Annotated in this window: 17 protein-coding genes; 7 read left to right on the plus strand and 10 right to left on the minus strand. The window is 60.8% G+C overall.

Translation table 11 applies throughout. From position 1 onward, the window contains the following. Window positions 1-85: 85 nt before the first annotated feature. The 5 genes from U5A65_RS13420 to U5A65_RS13440 all read right to left on the minus strand — a co-directional run bounded on the left by U5A65_RS13420 (window position 86) and on the right by U5A65_RS13440 (window position 5,041). Window positions 86-1,489: an MFS transporter gene (locus U5A65_RS13420; protein ID WP_321910821.1), complete on the minus strand. Its 1,404-nt coding sequence runs from the start codon at window positions 1,487-1,489 to the stop codon at window positions 86-88. 229 nt (window positions 1,490-1,718) lie between these two features. Next, window positions 1,719-2,498 carry a phosphocholine cytidylyltransferase family protein gene (locus tag U5A65_RS13425; RefSeq protein WP_321946517.1) on the minus strand — a complete coding sequence of 260 codons (780 nt, stop codon included), beginning with the start codon at window positions 2,496-2,498 and terminating at the stop codon, window positions 1,719-1,721. 28 nt (window positions 2,499-2,526) lie between these two features. Then, entirely contained in the window at window positions 2,527-3,537 is a 1,011-nt protein-coding gene (locus U5A65_RS13430; RefSeq protein WP_321910816.1) for a flippase-like domain-containing protein, read from the minus strand. Beyond that, window positions 3,534-4,343: a 2OG-Fe(II) oxygenase gene (locus tag U5A65_RS13435; protein ID WP_321946518.1), complete on the minus strand. Its 810-nt coding sequence runs from the start codon at window positions 4,341-4,343 to the stop codon at window positions 3,534-3,536. Before U5A65_RS13435 ends, U5A65_RS13430 begins: the two co-directional genes overlap by 4 nt. After that, window positions 4,340-5,041 (minus strand): CDP-alcohol phosphatidyltransferase family protein, encoded by a 702-nt coding sequence (locus U5A65_RS13440; protein ID WP_321946519.1) that lies wholly within the window; start codon window positions 5,039-5,041, stop codon window positions 4,340-4,342. Before U5A65_RS13440 ends, U5A65_RS13435 begins: the two co-directional genes overlap by 4 nt. Before the next feature lie 206 nt (window positions 5,042-5,247). Here U5A65_RS13440 and U5A65_RS13445 point away from each other — a divergent pair, with 206 nt between their 5' ends. The 3 genes from U5A65_RS13445 (at window position 5,248) to U5A65_RS13455 (ending at window position 8,008) form a co-directional block, all read left to right on the plus strand. Beyond that, window positions 5,248-6,522: a tyrosine-type recombinase/integrase gene (locus tag U5A65_RS13445; RefSeq protein ID WP_321946520.1), complete on the plus strand. Its 1,275-nt coding sequence runs from the start codon at window positions 5,248-5,250 to the stop codon at window positions 6,520-6,522. Window positions 6,523-6,809: 287 nt separating this feature from the next. Then, a complete protein-coding gene (locus U5A65_RS13450; RefSeq protein ID WP_321946521.1) occupies window positions 6,810-7,577 on the plus strand; it encodes a hypothetical protein in 768 nt (255 codons plus the stop codon). Then, a complete protein-coding gene (locus U5A65_RS13455; RefSeq protein WP_321946522.1) occupies window positions 7,574-8,008 on the plus strand; it encodes a hypothetical protein in 435 nt (144 codons plus the stop codon). Before U5A65_RS13450 ends, U5A65_RS13455 begins: the two co-directional genes overlap by 4 nt. A 13-nt stretch (window positions 8,009-8,021) precedes the next feature. Here the strand turns inward: U5A65_RS13455 and U5A65_RS13460 are convergent, their stop codons facing one another. Beyond that, window positions 8,022-8,687: an SOS response-associated peptidase gene (locus U5A65_RS13460; RefSeq protein ID WP_321946523.1), complete on the minus strand. Its 666-nt coding sequence runs from the start codon at window positions 8,685-8,687 to the stop codon at window positions 8,022-8,024. A gap of 178 nt (window positions 8,688-8,865) precedes the next feature. On the opposite strand from U5A65_RS13460, the gene U5A65_RS13465 reads away from it, so the two are divergent. From U5A65_RS13465 to U5A65_RS13480, 4 genes are all read left to right on the plus strand, one after another. Continuing rightward, on the plus strand, window positions 8,866-9,309 hold the full coding sequence (locus U5A65_RS13465; protein WP_321946524.1) for a hypothetical protein: 444 nt from the start codon (window positions 8,866-8,868) through the stop codon (window positions 9,307-9,309). 156 nt (window positions 9,310-9,465) lie between these two features. Next, the gene (locus tag U5A65_RS13470) at window positions 9,466-9,831 is read left to right on the plus strand and encodes a tlde1 domain-containing protein (RefSeq protein WP_321946734.1); all 366 of its coding nucleotides are present in this window, start codon (window positions 9,466-9,468) and stop codon (window positions 9,829-9,831) included. After that, on the plus strand, window positions 9,828-10,169 hold the full coding sequence (locus U5A65_RS13475) for a hypothetical protein (protein WP_321946525.1): 342 nt from the start codon (window positions 9,828-9,830) through the stop codon (window positions 10,167-10,169). Before U5A65_RS13470 ends, U5A65_RS13475 begins: the two co-directional genes overlap by 4 nt. 71 nt (window positions 10,170-10,240) lie before the next feature. Next, window positions 10,241-10,564, plus strand: coding sequence for an FxLYD domain-containing protein (locus U5A65_RS13480; RefSeq protein WP_321946526.1), 324 nt, complete (start codon window positions 10,241-10,243; stop codon window positions 10,562-10,564). Here the strand turns inward: U5A65_RS13480 and U5A65_RS13485 are convergent. The 4 genes from U5A65_RS13485 to U5A65_RS13500 all read right to left on the minus strand — a co-directional run bounded on the left by U5A65_RS13485 (window position 10,551) and on the right by U5A65_RS13500 (window position 12,299). Continuing rightward, window positions 10,551-11,009: a hypothetical protein gene (locus tag U5A65_RS13485; RefSeq protein ID WP_321946527.1), complete on the minus strand. Its 459-nt coding sequence runs from the start codon at window positions 11,007-11,009 to the stop codon at window positions 10,551-10,553. The genes U5A65_RS13480 and U5A65_RS13485 overlap by 14 nt on opposite strands. Continuing rightward, entirely contained in the window at window positions 11,002-11,418 is a 417-nt protein-coding gene (locus U5A65_RS13490; protein WP_321946528.1) for a hypothetical protein, read from the minus strand. Before U5A65_RS13490 ends, U5A65_RS13485 begins: the two co-directional genes overlap by 8 nt. Then, window positions 11,418-11,840, minus strand: coding sequence for a glycoside hydrolase family protein (locus U5A65_RS13495; RefSeq protein ID WP_321946529.1), 423 nt, complete (start codon window positions 11,838-11,840; stop codon window positions 11,418-11,420). The genes U5A65_RS13490 and U5A65_RS13495 overlap by 1 nt, the downstream gene beginning before the upstream one ends. 81 nt (window positions 11,841-11,921) lie before the next feature. Next, window positions 11,922-12,299 carry a hypothetical protein gene (locus U5A65_RS13500; protein ID WP_321946530.1) on the minus strand — a complete coding sequence of 126 codons (378 nt, stop codon included), beginning with the start codon at window positions 12,297-12,299 and terminating at the stop codon, window positions 11,922-11,924. Window positions 12,300-12,314 lie beyond the last annotated feature (15 nt).

The following is a 12,314-nucleotide window of genomic DNA, read 5'->3' on the forward strand; positions in this document are numbered from 1 at the left end:
TGGCCTTATAGCACGCCAGGAAAACGATTGCGATCCGGCGATCCGCTGATTCCACAGTTGTGCAAAGCGAACGCCCCAGCCTGCATCACGCCTTGCCGCGCCGGCCGCGCGCAATTTCCTCTCCCGCATTCGCGGGCAAACGCATCGTCACCGGAATCGACGCCACAGAAAAGAGCCCGACCACGAGAAACGCGGGCCAGAAGTCGGACCAGACGATGGTCGGATGGCCTTGCACGCGATGCGAAATCTGCAGCACGAGGCCCGCAATCGTCACGCCGAGGCCGAGCGACACCTGCTGGATCACGCTTGCCACGCTCGTGGCGCGACCGATGTCGCGCGTTGGAATATCGGCATAGGCGAGCGAATTAAGGCCGGTAAATTGCAGCGAAGGAAAGATCCCGCCCGCGAGCACGATGACCCAGATGAGCCACACCGGCATGCCAGGCGAAAACGAGCCGCAAATTGCGATGGCCGTTCCTGCGAGCACCGCGTTGACCATGAGCGTGCGGCGAAAGCCAAAGCGCCCGAGCACGCGCGAAACGATCGCTTTCATGAAGATCGAGCCGAACGCCGAAGCACACGTGATGGCGCCTGAAGCGAACGCCGTCATGCCGAGCCCTTCCTGCAGCGTGAGCGGTAACAAAAAAGGCACGGCGCCGAGCCCGATGCGAAACAGCGACCCGCCTGCCACGCTCGCGTTGAACGTGGGGATGCGCAGAAACTTCAGATCGAGCACGGGCCGCTCGACACGTTGCGCATACAACCAATAGGCGCCCAGCAGCAACGCGCCGATCACACACATCGTCACTGCCGTGCCGGTGGCGACAAGCTCGCCGCCCACCAGCGAAAGGCCGAGCATGAAGAGCGACGCCCCACCCGCGGAGAGCACGAAACCCGCCCAGTCGAGCCGGCCCGGGTGCTCCTCGTGCATGTTCGCGATATGCCGGTTCGCGAGCCAGATGCCGAGCACGCCAATCGGAATGTTGATGAAGAAAATCAGCCGCCAATGCAGATACGTGGTGATGAACCCGCCAAGCGGCGGCCCCACGACCGGCCCGAGCAACGCGGGCACCGTGAGATAGTTGACCGCGCGAATGAAGTCCGATTTGGGCAGCGAGCGGAAGATGATGATGCGGCCCACCGGCACCATCATCGCGCCGCCAATGCCCTGCACGAAGCGGGCGGCCACGAACATCTCGAGCGACCGCGAAGCCGCACACAGCAGCGACCCCGCCATGAAGATGCCAATGGCCGTGCGAAACACGTTGCGCGAGCCGAAGCGATCGGCCACCCAGCCGCAAATCGGAATGAACACGCCGAGGCCGATCACGTAGCTCGTGACGGCCAGCTTGAGTGTGATGGGGTCCTGGCCGAGATCGCGGGCCAATGCGGGGAGCGAGGTGACGATGACCGTCCCGTCCACGTTCTCCATGAACATCGAGCACGCGACAATGAGCGGAACGATGAATGTGCCTAGGGCTAATGGCATGGGCAGGAACGACGATCAGCGTGGCTGATGGCGTAAAGCTGCCATTATGGCCCTTGTTGCGGAAAACGGGAACCCTGCAACAGATGAAGCGGCGCGCTTTTGCCGATGCGGCGCGATGCAATCACACGCGCAAAAGTGAAAGCCGCGAAGCCCGCCGCCGCTTTCAAGCGGCGACAGATCTCGCGGCCTAATCAGACATCAAGCGTCGAGCAATCCGCGCCGATGCGCTTCAGACAGCCGTCTGCTTCACACGGCTCACCACCGGACGCAGTTGCGGCAGCACCTGTTGCGCGGCGCGCGTCACGTCGTTGGGGAAGTCGATCTCGATCCACGGCGCGCCGGTCACGTCCGCGGTCTCGAACTCGCTGCCGCGCTCGAGCAGCAGGTCGCGCAGCGCTTCTTCGTGCGGCAGGTTCGCGCGGCCCGTATCGACATAACCTTCGACGATCTGCGCAAAGCGGCGCGCCGTTGCTTCGTTCAGGCGGAAGAAACCCACCGACTCGCCGATCGTGTCGTATTGCAGACCGACCGCCAGTTGCTTGCGCAGTTCGACGGGCACGCCGTTGCGCAGGCACAGCTTCACGGGCTCGTCGCCGGCTTCGAAGTCGCGGTCGATCAGCAGGCGGTTGGCCGACGCGTCCCCTGCCACGAGCGGCGCGAACACGCGCTCGTCGTAGAGCACGTCGGCGTCCATGAGCAGCACGTCGCCGCCGCGCGTGAGCGCCTCGGCCGTGCGGTGCACCGTGAGCACGCTGCCCAGGTCGAAGCGCGGATTCATCACGACCTCGACCTTGTGCGGCCAGCTGATGCGCTTGAGTTCGGCCTCGACCAGCTCAGGCTGGAAACCGAGCGCGAGCACGACTTCCGTCACGCCCGCCTCTTCCAGGAATTGCAAATGGCGTTCGAGCAGCGTCACGCCCTCGAACTGCAGCAGACATTTCGGAAACTGATCTCCAGCCGGTTGCTGAAGGCGCAGGCCAAGGCCTGCCGCGAGAATGATGGCGCGCATGCGCAAACGTTCCTTGGGAGAAAAAAGGTCAATCGGCGACTTCGACAGCACAGACGCGCGAGGCGCGCCGGCGTTGCCAGCTACGTTCGCTGAAATGCAGATACAGCAGGCCCGGCAAGCCGAGCAGGATTTCGCGCGCGCGCTTGGCGAGCGAGAGCGCGAGCGCCGCCTCGGGCGGCAGGCCGACGAGCGGCGCGAGCAGCAGGTAACCGCCCTCTTGCACGCCCAGCGAGCCAGGAATGGCGAAAGCGGCACCGCGAATGGCCTGACCGATGCTCTCGAGCAGCAGCGCATCGATCCAGCCTACGGGATGGCCGAGAAAGCGCAGCGCGAGCCACACTTCCACCGTGCCCACGAGCCAGCCCGCGAGGCTCAGCGCGAAGCTGGCCGCCACGCGGCCACGCTCGGCGTAAAGCGACTTCACGGCCTCGTCGACAGCATCGGCGCGCGTGGCAAGCGCCGACCAGTCGCGCTTGCCGAATACCTTCGAAGCCAGACGTAGCAGGCGGCCAAACAGACCACGGCGCTGCGCGACATAGAACAGCGCGATCAGGCCGCCAAGCACGGCGGTCGCGATCAGCGCCGCGACGCCGAGATCACGCGGCGCGCCGTTCGCGGCATAGGCCGAAAAAAGCACGATGCCGAATACGGCAAACACAATCTGCGCCACGGCCTGCAGCGTCGTGCTCACGGTGATGGCCGCCGCCGCGTCACGCATCGACATGCCGCGTTGGGCAAGCTGGCGCACCATCGCCACGGGGCCGCCGATCTGGCCGGCCGGCAACAGGCTGTTGACCGATTCGCCGGTCCAGCGCGCGAGCAGCGCATCACGCTGGTCGACGCGTGCGTCTTTGCCGAAAAGCACGGCGATCGCACCCGCGTCGAGCGCGAGCGGCACGACGTGGAACGCGGCAACGAGCACGAGCCCCCAGCCGGCGGCCGCGAGCGCGCCCGTTACCGAGCCGAGGCCCTGCCAGGCGAGCAGCGCAATGAAGAGTGCCGTGCCGACCGACAGCAGCAGGATGGCAGCACGGCTCACGCCTTGCCTCCAAACGCCTTGCGGAACACCTGGCGGAAACCGAAGTACGCAATGGCGTCCTTCATGTTCGAGATGAAACGCCGCCACGGCCGCATGTTCGGGTTCGTCACGTATTCGAGCGTGAGCGACACGCGCACTTCGCCTTCGAGGCTCGGCGTGACGCGATGACGAAGCTTGTCGCCGTCGAACACGATGAGCGCGCCCGGCGGGTACTGCACTGAGCCCGGTTCGTCGGCCTTGTTCGAATCTTTCGTGTGCAGCTCGTAATCGAGCTTGCAGGACGACTCGTCGATCACGCCGAGCAACACCGTATAGCGGCGGCCGTCGTAATACGACGTGTCGTAATGCCAGCCGATATGGTCACCGGCGCGCGTGTAGTAATACAGTGCGTACGCGTGCGGGTCGTCTTCGGGCGAAAGCTGCAGGCGGTCGCCCGTGATCTTTTCGAGCCACGCGATCAGTTGCGGCGAGCGGTAAAGCTCGGCGATGTACGGCGCGAGGCGGTCGATCGTGTGACGGCTCACGCTGCCGCCCGCCTTGTGGCCCGGCAGATAGTTGCGGTTGACTTCGGGGAGCAGCGCGTTGGCCGCGTCGATCAGCTGTTGCGTGGCGTCGGCGGGCAGGAAATCGGAGAGATACAGGAACGAGCCCTGGCTCTCGTAGTCGGCGCGCAGGCGCGCGGTGTTCAACGGTTGCAGCGCGCGGCCGATCGCGCCGTCCGGCTCGCCGGCCGCAGCGCGTGTGGCGCGGGCCGAAACGGGGACGGGAGGCGCTACGACCTGTTCTTGTTCTGCTTGCAAGCTCATCTGCTGCTCCACACCTGAGGGGTTTCCTTGGCGGGGCGCTGACGGCGCGTCACGCGCACGTAGTCGAGCACCACCCAGATGGCGAACAACGGCGCCCCGATCGAAGCCGCGATAATGAACGGCGACACCACGCCCGTCAGCGTGACAAGGGGTAGCAGATACAGCACGTCTTCAGTCTCGAAACCGCCGGCGAACGCCTGCTGCGTGCCCGCCTTGCCGGCCATTTCCTCGATGCGCATGCGCAGGAAAAAGATCATGGCGACTGCAACGCCCGCGATACCGCCGAGCACGGCCGGCGGCACACGCCATTCGGCGCCCGTGTGGCCGGCCACGGCGCCGAGGCCGTAGCCCATGCCGAAGAACAGCAGGACGGTGACGAGCGCGTCCGCTGCGAGATCGTAGAAATGTCCGATACGGCTGGTTTTGCCGCTGATACGCGCCAGTTCGCCGTCGGTATGATCAACAAAATTCGACAATACGATCAGAAATGCGCCAATATTGACGTGCAGAAAGCCGCCGCGCGCCAGATAGAACCCGCCGGCAACGCCAATCAGCAGTCGCAGCGTGGTCAGGTGATTCGGGGTAACGCGCGTGGGTACGAGCGGAGTGACGAGCCAACGCGCCGCGCGAGCATCCCACGTGCGCGGTAGTGGCACCTCTCGCGGAGCCGTTTTTGCAGGTTTATCTTTTTCGGTCATAACCGCGCAGTATAGTGTAAGGTGTTTCTTAGTGTGTCGTAACGTGTCACATTTATGTCTAAACCCATGATTTTCAAAGGGTTGATACTTTCATCGTGTGTCAACGTGTTGCGCTGTGTCAGGCGTTTTGATGGTAGCTAGACTGGTAGCTGGAACAGTCCAATAATCGGTCCGTCCATCTATTGACGGGTTATAGACCGATTCCCATGGCACGCGTCCACCAAGCGCTAGACGAACTGCAGCTGCGCCGTTGGCTCGCTAAAGGCGAGCCTGTTGCGAAGAGCGACGGCGACGGCCTTACGTTCACCCTCTCCGATACCCGAGCCGCGACCTGGATCCTTCGCTATAGCAGAGGCCAACGCCGGCGTGAGCTCACACTGGGCACCTACCCCAATCTGACCCTGTCAGACGCTCGAAAAAAGGCGCGGGCGTATCGGACCAAGATTGACGCTGGCGAGGATCCGGCAGCCGACAAGCGCGTCCAGAAGGCCCGCGTGCGCGAAGCAATGACCGTCAGCAAGCTTTGCGACGACTACGTCGACAAGCGCTTCCCGCAGCTCGCAGCGAACAGCGTCAAGATGTACACGTGGCTACTCGACGCCACACTGCGGCCGAAACTCGGTGCGCTCGAGGTTCAGGCGACACGATCATCGGACATCGTCTATATGCTCGAGACGTGCGGGCACCCATTTTCAGTTTGCAAAACGCTGCTTGGTCTGGTGCGTCGTATTTTTAAGCACGCTGCAGGCCGACGCATGGTCGACTCAAACCCGGCCACCGGCGTTGACCTCGAGGCAATCCTCGGAGCACCGCCAGCCAGGCGCAAGCGGGTCATGCTGACCGAAGAGGAGTTGCGGACCCTCTTACCGGATTGCGATACGTTGCTCGGCCGGACAAACGGGCTGATGTTCCGGATCCTGCTCGCAACCTGTGTGCGGACCTCTGAACTGGTGAAAGCGGAGAAGGAGTTAATCGATCTCGACCGTGGCGCGTGGCGCGTACGTGGGTCGACTGTCAAGACGAAAACGGGGTTTCTGGTCCCCCTGCCGCCGCTCGTGGTGACCTGGATGCGTGAGCTGATTGCGCTTTCAGGCGATTCACACTGGCTCTGTCCTGCACGGTGGGAAAAACTGGACGGACACGTGAACACCCACATCCTGCGTGACGCGATCGCACGCGCCTTTGAGGACAAAGGGCTGGAGATACGCCGTTTCACGCCCCACGACACGCGCTCAACGGCAAAAGGCCACTTACGAAATCTCGGATTCAGCAAGGAGATCAGCGAGATCGCCCTGAACCATAAACTGCCAGGAATCGAGGGCATATACGACGTGCGCGAGGAAATCCCCGAGCGCCGGGCCGCTATGGAAGCGTGGGCGCGCTTCATTGCCGGTTGCTGCGACAGCACAGACCCACACGGCAAGCACGAAGCCCCTGCGACCTCGAACGTGGTGCAGCTCAGGCCAAGGCGCGCAGCGTAGCTGTCAACCAGGCGATGCAGAGCGCATTGCGCAGCAGCAAGATTTAGCTAGGGCTAAAGAATCCATAGGTAATATTTATCGCCCCGCCTATACGGACACGTATAATTCATCGACCCAACCGTAACATTTGACCGAATTGCGCCGATATTTCGTCGGACAGGGCAGTGTTCGGTCGGTAACAGTTCGCAATACGCCGTTAGACGGGGTGGCCACACGGTTTCGATCGCGTGTGCTAGCCTGACTTTGGATAGCGAGCATCGCGTTAGGCGCACCATAAAGACACAAGAATGAAAGCACTTCCGGCTCCAAAAACGAGCCAGATCATAGATCGGATCAACACGCTTCAGATGGCGTCGCCGTACTTTCTCGATCCGAATTCGCTTTCAGACCAGTGCCGAGAACTTCGCCTTATCAGACGCGAAATCGATGCCTTGTTTAACGTGGATGCGCGCGCCGCATGGGAAGTCCAGGGTGCTTGGTACGCCCTTGTAGGGAATTGGGACGAAACTGAAAAGGCGTTCAATGCCAGCATGAAGCTTGGCGACAGTGGAACTAATTTCCTAAATTGGGGCGTGAACTGCGTAAACCTTGGCATGTTTTCTGCGGCTCACGAGGCCTATCGAGTAATCGGTGCGCCGGAGATGAATCATTTCACGGACGCTATCCGACTCGGATTTGGTTGTGGTGCCATCGGGCAAGTTGCCCGCTTTGCTGAGAGGGCCGAGGAAATGAAGATCCCTTGGAACGAAGGCGACCGCGAAACGGTAATGAACGCGCACAAAATCCTTGCACAAGCTGGTATCACGGACGAGCGAATCGCACGTCATCTCGATGTGGCAGGTACGGTCCTGCGACGACACCACATTCGTAACCAAGCCCATCCACGAGTGACCGTTGCGGACGGCCTATTCAACGGCGTGACATACGTATTCAGTGTGCCAGTTTCTGCCAACGAAGCGTTCGATCTCAATATGGAACTCGCAGCCGAAGAGTACGCAGCCGGTATCGAGAAGGACGTCGCCTTCGACGTCGTTTTTGAAGGCACCCCTGCATGAGCGCAACGCCGAAGGAACTAGTCGACAGCGCAACAGCCATGCTAAAGGCGGCTACTGACGAGGCGGCTTATCGTGCAGTTTGTAGCCGAGCGTACTACGGCGCCTTTCACGCTGCCAAAGAATTTCACGACGCCTTGGCGACTCCCGGTTCCGTGGGCAACGCAAAAGGCAAACACGAGCAGCTAATCGCGCAGCTCAACAACCCACTCATTAGTCGGCAGAATCCGAAATACCTTCGGTCGATCGCGTTAGGCAAGTCATTGCGCCCGCTGATCGATCAGCGCGTCGTTGCCGACTACAACCTCAAAGCTACCGTCACGCAGGCTGAAGCAACGACTTCGGCCAGCAACGCGACAACTCTTTGCGCGAACGCGACAGGCAGCACAACGGCAGTCAGCACTGCTGGAAGCCAGGGCGCCGGTAAACCGTAATATCTGGACCTCATCAGGTATCGACGACGCCGCTTTTTTTTGCGCGCGGTGGCGCTGGGAAGGGCTCGGCAGCCATCTTGTCGGCTGGAAAGAGATTGAGGAACGTCCGCGCCTCATCCATCGACCGGCTTCCGAGCCAGCCCTCATATTCATCAGGCGGCACGACCAGGACCGAGCGCTTCTCGTCCCCCGGCTTGTGAAAGCGCTTCATTAGTGGATGTTCGGCGGCGTTCACCGTGAGCATCGTGAAGGACAGTGCCTTACCCTCCTCCCCCTCGTCCCACTCGCGCCACAGACCCGCGATCGCGAAAGGCTCACCCGACGCCATGCCGATCCGCCAGCGCACTGACTTGCCGGTCTCGTAATCCGGCTCATAGAAAAAATCGCACGGTATCAGGCAAAGCTGTTGCCGCTTCCACGCACCGCTGAAGCTGCGCTTCTCGCCGACCGTCTCCGCACGTGCGTTCATCGTGTCGAAGACTCGCACGCCCGGCGGAATGTGCTTGCGCGGCACGATACCGAACGTGGCGACGTCCGCGCGCGCGCCGCCATCGCCGCGTCGAATGATCGGCGCCGGATAGTCCTTATAGACCTCATCCCTCCAAGGCGAATCTGGCGGTTCGACGCCAAAGTGCTTGAAGAGCTGATCGCGGCGCGCAGCGGCGTAGTTCGTGCACATCTCATTCCTCCCCCAAATCCCGCTCGGCACATTGTGCCAGCCCTAGCGGAATTGCGAGATGGCATGATACTGTATATCCATACAGTATTTTAGGTTTTGAGTTATGAACCCGGTTTGGGAATGGAAGTGGGCATGTTGGAACGAAGCCGCCGCCCGATTCGAGCAGACACCCGTCTGGATGACCGACGACGAAGCGCGGGCGGACTGGCACGCTTACGATGATCCGCGTTCCTATCGTGTCGAGCACACCAAGCGAGATCGACACCGCAACACCGGGCCGCTCGTCGATGCGCCACCGGCAGAAGTTGACTGGACGCGCGAGCGCCGTCAGCGGGCAGAGCGTTCGCGATACGGCCTCCCGCCTTTCGTTACGCCGACCTATCGGGAACTACGAAGGATCTGGGTTGAACACAAACACCCGGACGTGCGGCGCATAGCGCTTGAGGTGCAGACCGACCGCCATGCATTTGCGGAGCTCGAAGCGCTAGCGGCAGAGGAATATTGGCATCTATCCAAAGACAGCGCCACGATCGACGATGCGCGCAAGGCCCTCGCGCGCATCCGGCGCCGACTTCATAAAGAGATCGAGCGCATCGGCCCGCTCACTGGCAATTCCAAGTGACTGATTCGTTCATAGCACGCAGCGTGGTTATGCGTCTTGGTTTGTAGCGCAAACAGGTCATGAGGTCGCGCAATGATCAGCAGTGCCACGGCGCTTTTGCTGCCCAATTTCGTTCTATGTTCGTGTCCTCGAACTATGAACGAAAGGGGACAATGGATGCCTTGGACATATAGCCAAAGCACAGGCCAATTGACGCGCAACGGCAGGGTCGCGGGAACAGGTTATTCAGGCAACGGCGCAGGACGAAACAATGGGAGCATGCAGGGCACACGTGGCTCTGGGCCAATTCCACAAGGCACATACGTCATAGGTGCGCCCTTCCACCACCACCACGCGGGCGACTTCACAATGCGGCTCACACCGCAGAACGGCACCATGACATTCGGGCGCGACGGCTTCATGATGCACGGCGATAGCGTACGCCACCCTGGCGAAGCATCCGAAGGCTGCATCATCCAGAATCACACTGTACGGCGTCAGGTATGGTCGAGTGGTGATCACACACTTCGGGTGGTCCCATGATGCGCTCAGCAATTTTCGCTCTGGCGCTAGCGGCACCGGCCATATGCTTCGCCGCGTCGCCACAATGCGCAAGCTGGCCGACCAACATGGCGCTGGTTCATCTGAAAAATGCGGGCATCACCGACCCGTCACAAATCGACGAATCCAAGACTAAAGCGGTGCGGCTCGCTTCCGAGAAGCTCGGCAAAAATCGCTACCGGCAGGTCTATGACATCACGTTCCACGACAAGGCGGGGCAAATGATCGAGGTCATCACCTCGAGCGAAGCATCATCTTCGGAGTGTTCGATGAGTGGCGTGGATGTCTATGTCGTCTCACGCAAGCTCGGCGGCCCGTGAGGTAGTCTGGCACGCGAGACTGGCTATCGGCTCAAACGGCAAACCGATCAACCGGACCATAGGACACAAACATGAAGAAGCTGGTAATCGCAACACTCATCAGCCTCACCTTTCTCAGCGCGCACGCCGAAAGCGCCCTACAACTCAGCGACATGAAGGCTACAGTTTCGCCTGGCACATCGTCCGGCTTTATTGCCGGCACCGCGACAAACACGTCTCCCGATCGAATTGAAAGCGCAACGATCACGATCAACCTATTGGATGCACAGGGCAACATTGTCGGCAATACAAGCGCGGTAGCATTCGGAATTGCACCGGGCCAAAAGTGGCTATTCCGCGCCATCACGACAATTCCCTATGAACGCTCGGAGGTCGTTTCAGTCAGGACGATGTGACGCAACGCGACAAGATCAGGAACACACAGACGAGCAAGCAGGCGGCACCGTATCGCAGCCATTTCCGTGGCCATTTTCGACCGTTCGAACTAGCCGCCTGCTCGCGTTGCTTCCAGCGCTCTACCGCTCGAGCGAGCGCGTCATCAATAATTCGCAGATCGCCGCGGCACCGCCAGACCATCGCCGCTATAAGCTGATTGACGAGAAGCTCGCCTGGATCGACAGGTGTTTTGTACAGTCCAAATCCAATCCGAAGCGCGAGGAACGTGTAGACAGCGACAAATGCATATTTCCACAGCCGGCTCGTCCAGCTAACCTCCGCGTTCTTCGGGATGTCGGCAAAAACCAACCGCAGCACGATATACACTGCTGCGGCGCCGTTAAGCAGCAACGTCGTGAAGTCCCACGGCCCATGCACGTGCAAGTAACGCATCAGCTCACTCATCCGACTTACCTCCGCCACCTCCGAACCATTTATCGAATACCCAGGTGCTCAACTTGTCGAGCAAGGGCTGAACGTTCTTCTCTACCCAGTCAAGCACCTTTACGGCGACGGCCACGATCAAGAGTGAACTAAAGAATCCCGTTGCCCACGCGGAGAAGCCGGGATGTGCCTCGAGCACCCAAAGCGAGAGGTGATACCCCCCGCTCAGGGAGACACCGAACGAAATCGCCTTCTGGAATCGAGAGCCCTCCCGTGGCCGCGCGAGGAACATCGCACTGCCGCCCACGACACCGAATAGCAAACCGGTATTGCTCGGCAGATGCACGGCACTCGTCGCCATAGCTCCGAGCGCGCCGCTCAGCAAGCCAACGACGGCAGCACCGAAGCTGGACGTAACAGGCTCAGCCATTACACCGCACCCGTACGCATCATCTTGGCTAGGCGCTGCGCACGTTCGCCCACCTGTACCGCCCATTTGGATGCCAGCATCTCTTCCGCGGCTTTTGAAAAGTCCCGCGCCTCCATCGCCGCGAGCGCCTTCTTGAATGTGAAAAGCCGGTACTCGAGATTGAATGCCATGTTTGCGAGCACGCGCTGGCGGACGGGTTCGAGCTGACGCCACCAGGGCAAATTACGGTCAAGCAGCCGGAGCGCCTTAGCAATATCGTTCTCGAGCATGAAGTCGCACTCGGAATCTGAGATACCGACCGCGGTGAGATTGCGACCCACCCCGACACTGGTGTTCCCTTCGGTATCGATGTATGGCTTGAGGCAGCGCTTTTCGTCGCGCTCAAGCTCCGCCCTCAACGCTCGCAAGTCCAACTGTGACATCTGTGGCTCCTGACAGGTGTGACTCCATCGTAGTTAGTGAGAGCCCACAGTTCGACACTCGCTTTCCTATCGGAACGCTTCCTAGCCGACCACAGCGCCAATCGAAGTCGGCACATCGATAGTGGTTGCGACTGAAGCTGGCGGCATCTCGCAAGGTGAGATGACAACCACACCGTCCACCATTGAAGCCGACACGGCCTGGCTCACTACTTCGCTCAGTTCCTTACCTGTTGAGTCGACGGTAACGGCGCTCACGATGTAGCTGTCCTCCCTGATATTCTCGAACGCGCCCGTGTAGGCTGGTCCACGCAAAAGTATCGGTTGGACGATATCGCCGCTCGTGTCGAGTGCGACATTGCCGATGGAGTCTGCGAGTGAAACGCGCACACCTGCTGGAGCCGCTCCCATCGGTACGTCCGTGGTCTGCTTTTCAGTTTTGATGCTGATGCCGATATTCATGTCACTCCTTATGCA

The sequence above is a fragment of the Paraburkholderia sp. J10-1 genome (genome assembly GCF_905220165.1).
Taxonomy (GTDB): Bacteria; Pseudomonadota; Gammaproteobacteria; order Burkholderiales; family Burkholderiaceae; genus Paraburkholderia.

Excerpts from the sequence above, each read along its gene's own strand:
- U5A65_RS13425 (WP_321946517.1), bottom strand. The coding sequence starts at position 2,498 with ATGCGCGCCATCATTCTCGCGGCAGGCCTTGGCCTGCGCCTTCAGCAA.
- U5A65_RS13465 (WP_321946524.1), top strand. The coding sequence starts at position 8,866 with ATGACCGACGACGAAGCGCGGGCGGACTGGCACGCTTACGATGATCCG.
- U5A65_RS13490 (WP_321946528.1), bottom strand. The coding sequence starts at position 11,418 with ATGGCTGAGCCTGTTACGTCCAGCTTCGGTGCTGCCGTCGTTGGCTTG.
- U5A65_RS13450 (WP_321946521.1), top strand. The coding sequence starts at position 6,810 with ATGAAAGCACTTCCGGCTCCAAAAACGAGCCAGATCATAGATCGGATC.
- U5A65_RS13420 (WP_321910821.1), bottom strand. The coding sequence starts at position 1,489 with ATGCCATTAGCCCTAGGCACATTCATCGTTCCGCTCATTGTCGCGTGC.
- U5A65_RS13470 (WP_321946734.1), top strand. The coding sequence starts at position 9,466 with ATGCCTTGGACATATAGCCAAAGCACAGGCCAATTGACGCGCAACGGC.
- U5A65_RS13485 (WP_321946527.1), bottom strand. The coding sequence starts at position 11,009 with ATGAGTGAGCTGATGCGTTACTTGCACGTGCATGGGCCGTGGGACTTC.
- U5A65_RS13440 (WP_321946519.1), bottom strand. The coding sequence starts at position 5,041 with ATGACCGAAAAAGATAAACCTGCAAAAACGGCTCCGCGAGAGGTGCCA.
- U5A65_RS13475 (WP_321946525.1), top strand. The coding sequence starts at position 9,828 with ATGATGCGCTCAGCAATTTTCGCTCTGGCGCTAGCGGCACCGGCCATA.
- U5A65_RS13460 (WP_321946523.1), bottom strand. The coding sequence starts at position 8,687 with ATGTGCACGAACTACGCCGCTGCGCGCCGCGATCAGCTCTTCAAGCAC.
- U5A65_RS13455 (WP_321946522.1), top strand. The coding sequence starts at position 7,574 with ATGAGCGCAACGCCGAAGGAACTAGTCGACAGCGCAACAGCCATGCTA.
- U5A65_RS13495 (WP_321946529.1), bottom strand. The coding sequence starts at position 11,840 with ATGTCACAGTTGGACTTGCGAGCGTTGAGGGCGGAGCTTGAGCGCGAC.
- U5A65_RS13500 (WP_321946530.1), bottom strand. The coding sequence starts at position 12,299 with ATGAATATCGGCATCAGCATCAAAACTGAAAAGCAGACCACGGACGTA.
- U5A65_RS13480 (WP_321946526.1), top strand. The coding sequence starts at position 10,241 with ATGAAGAAGCTGGTAATCGCAACACTCATCAGCCTCACCTTTCTCAGC.
- U5A65_RS13435 (WP_321946518.1), bottom strand. The coding sequence starts at position 4,343 with ATGAGCTTGCAAGCAGAACAAGAACAGGTCGTAGCGCCTCCCGTCCCC.
- U5A65_RS13445 (WP_321946520.1), top strand. The coding sequence starts at position 5,248 with ATGGCACGCGTCCACCAAGCGCTAGACGAACTGCAGCTGCGCCGTTGG.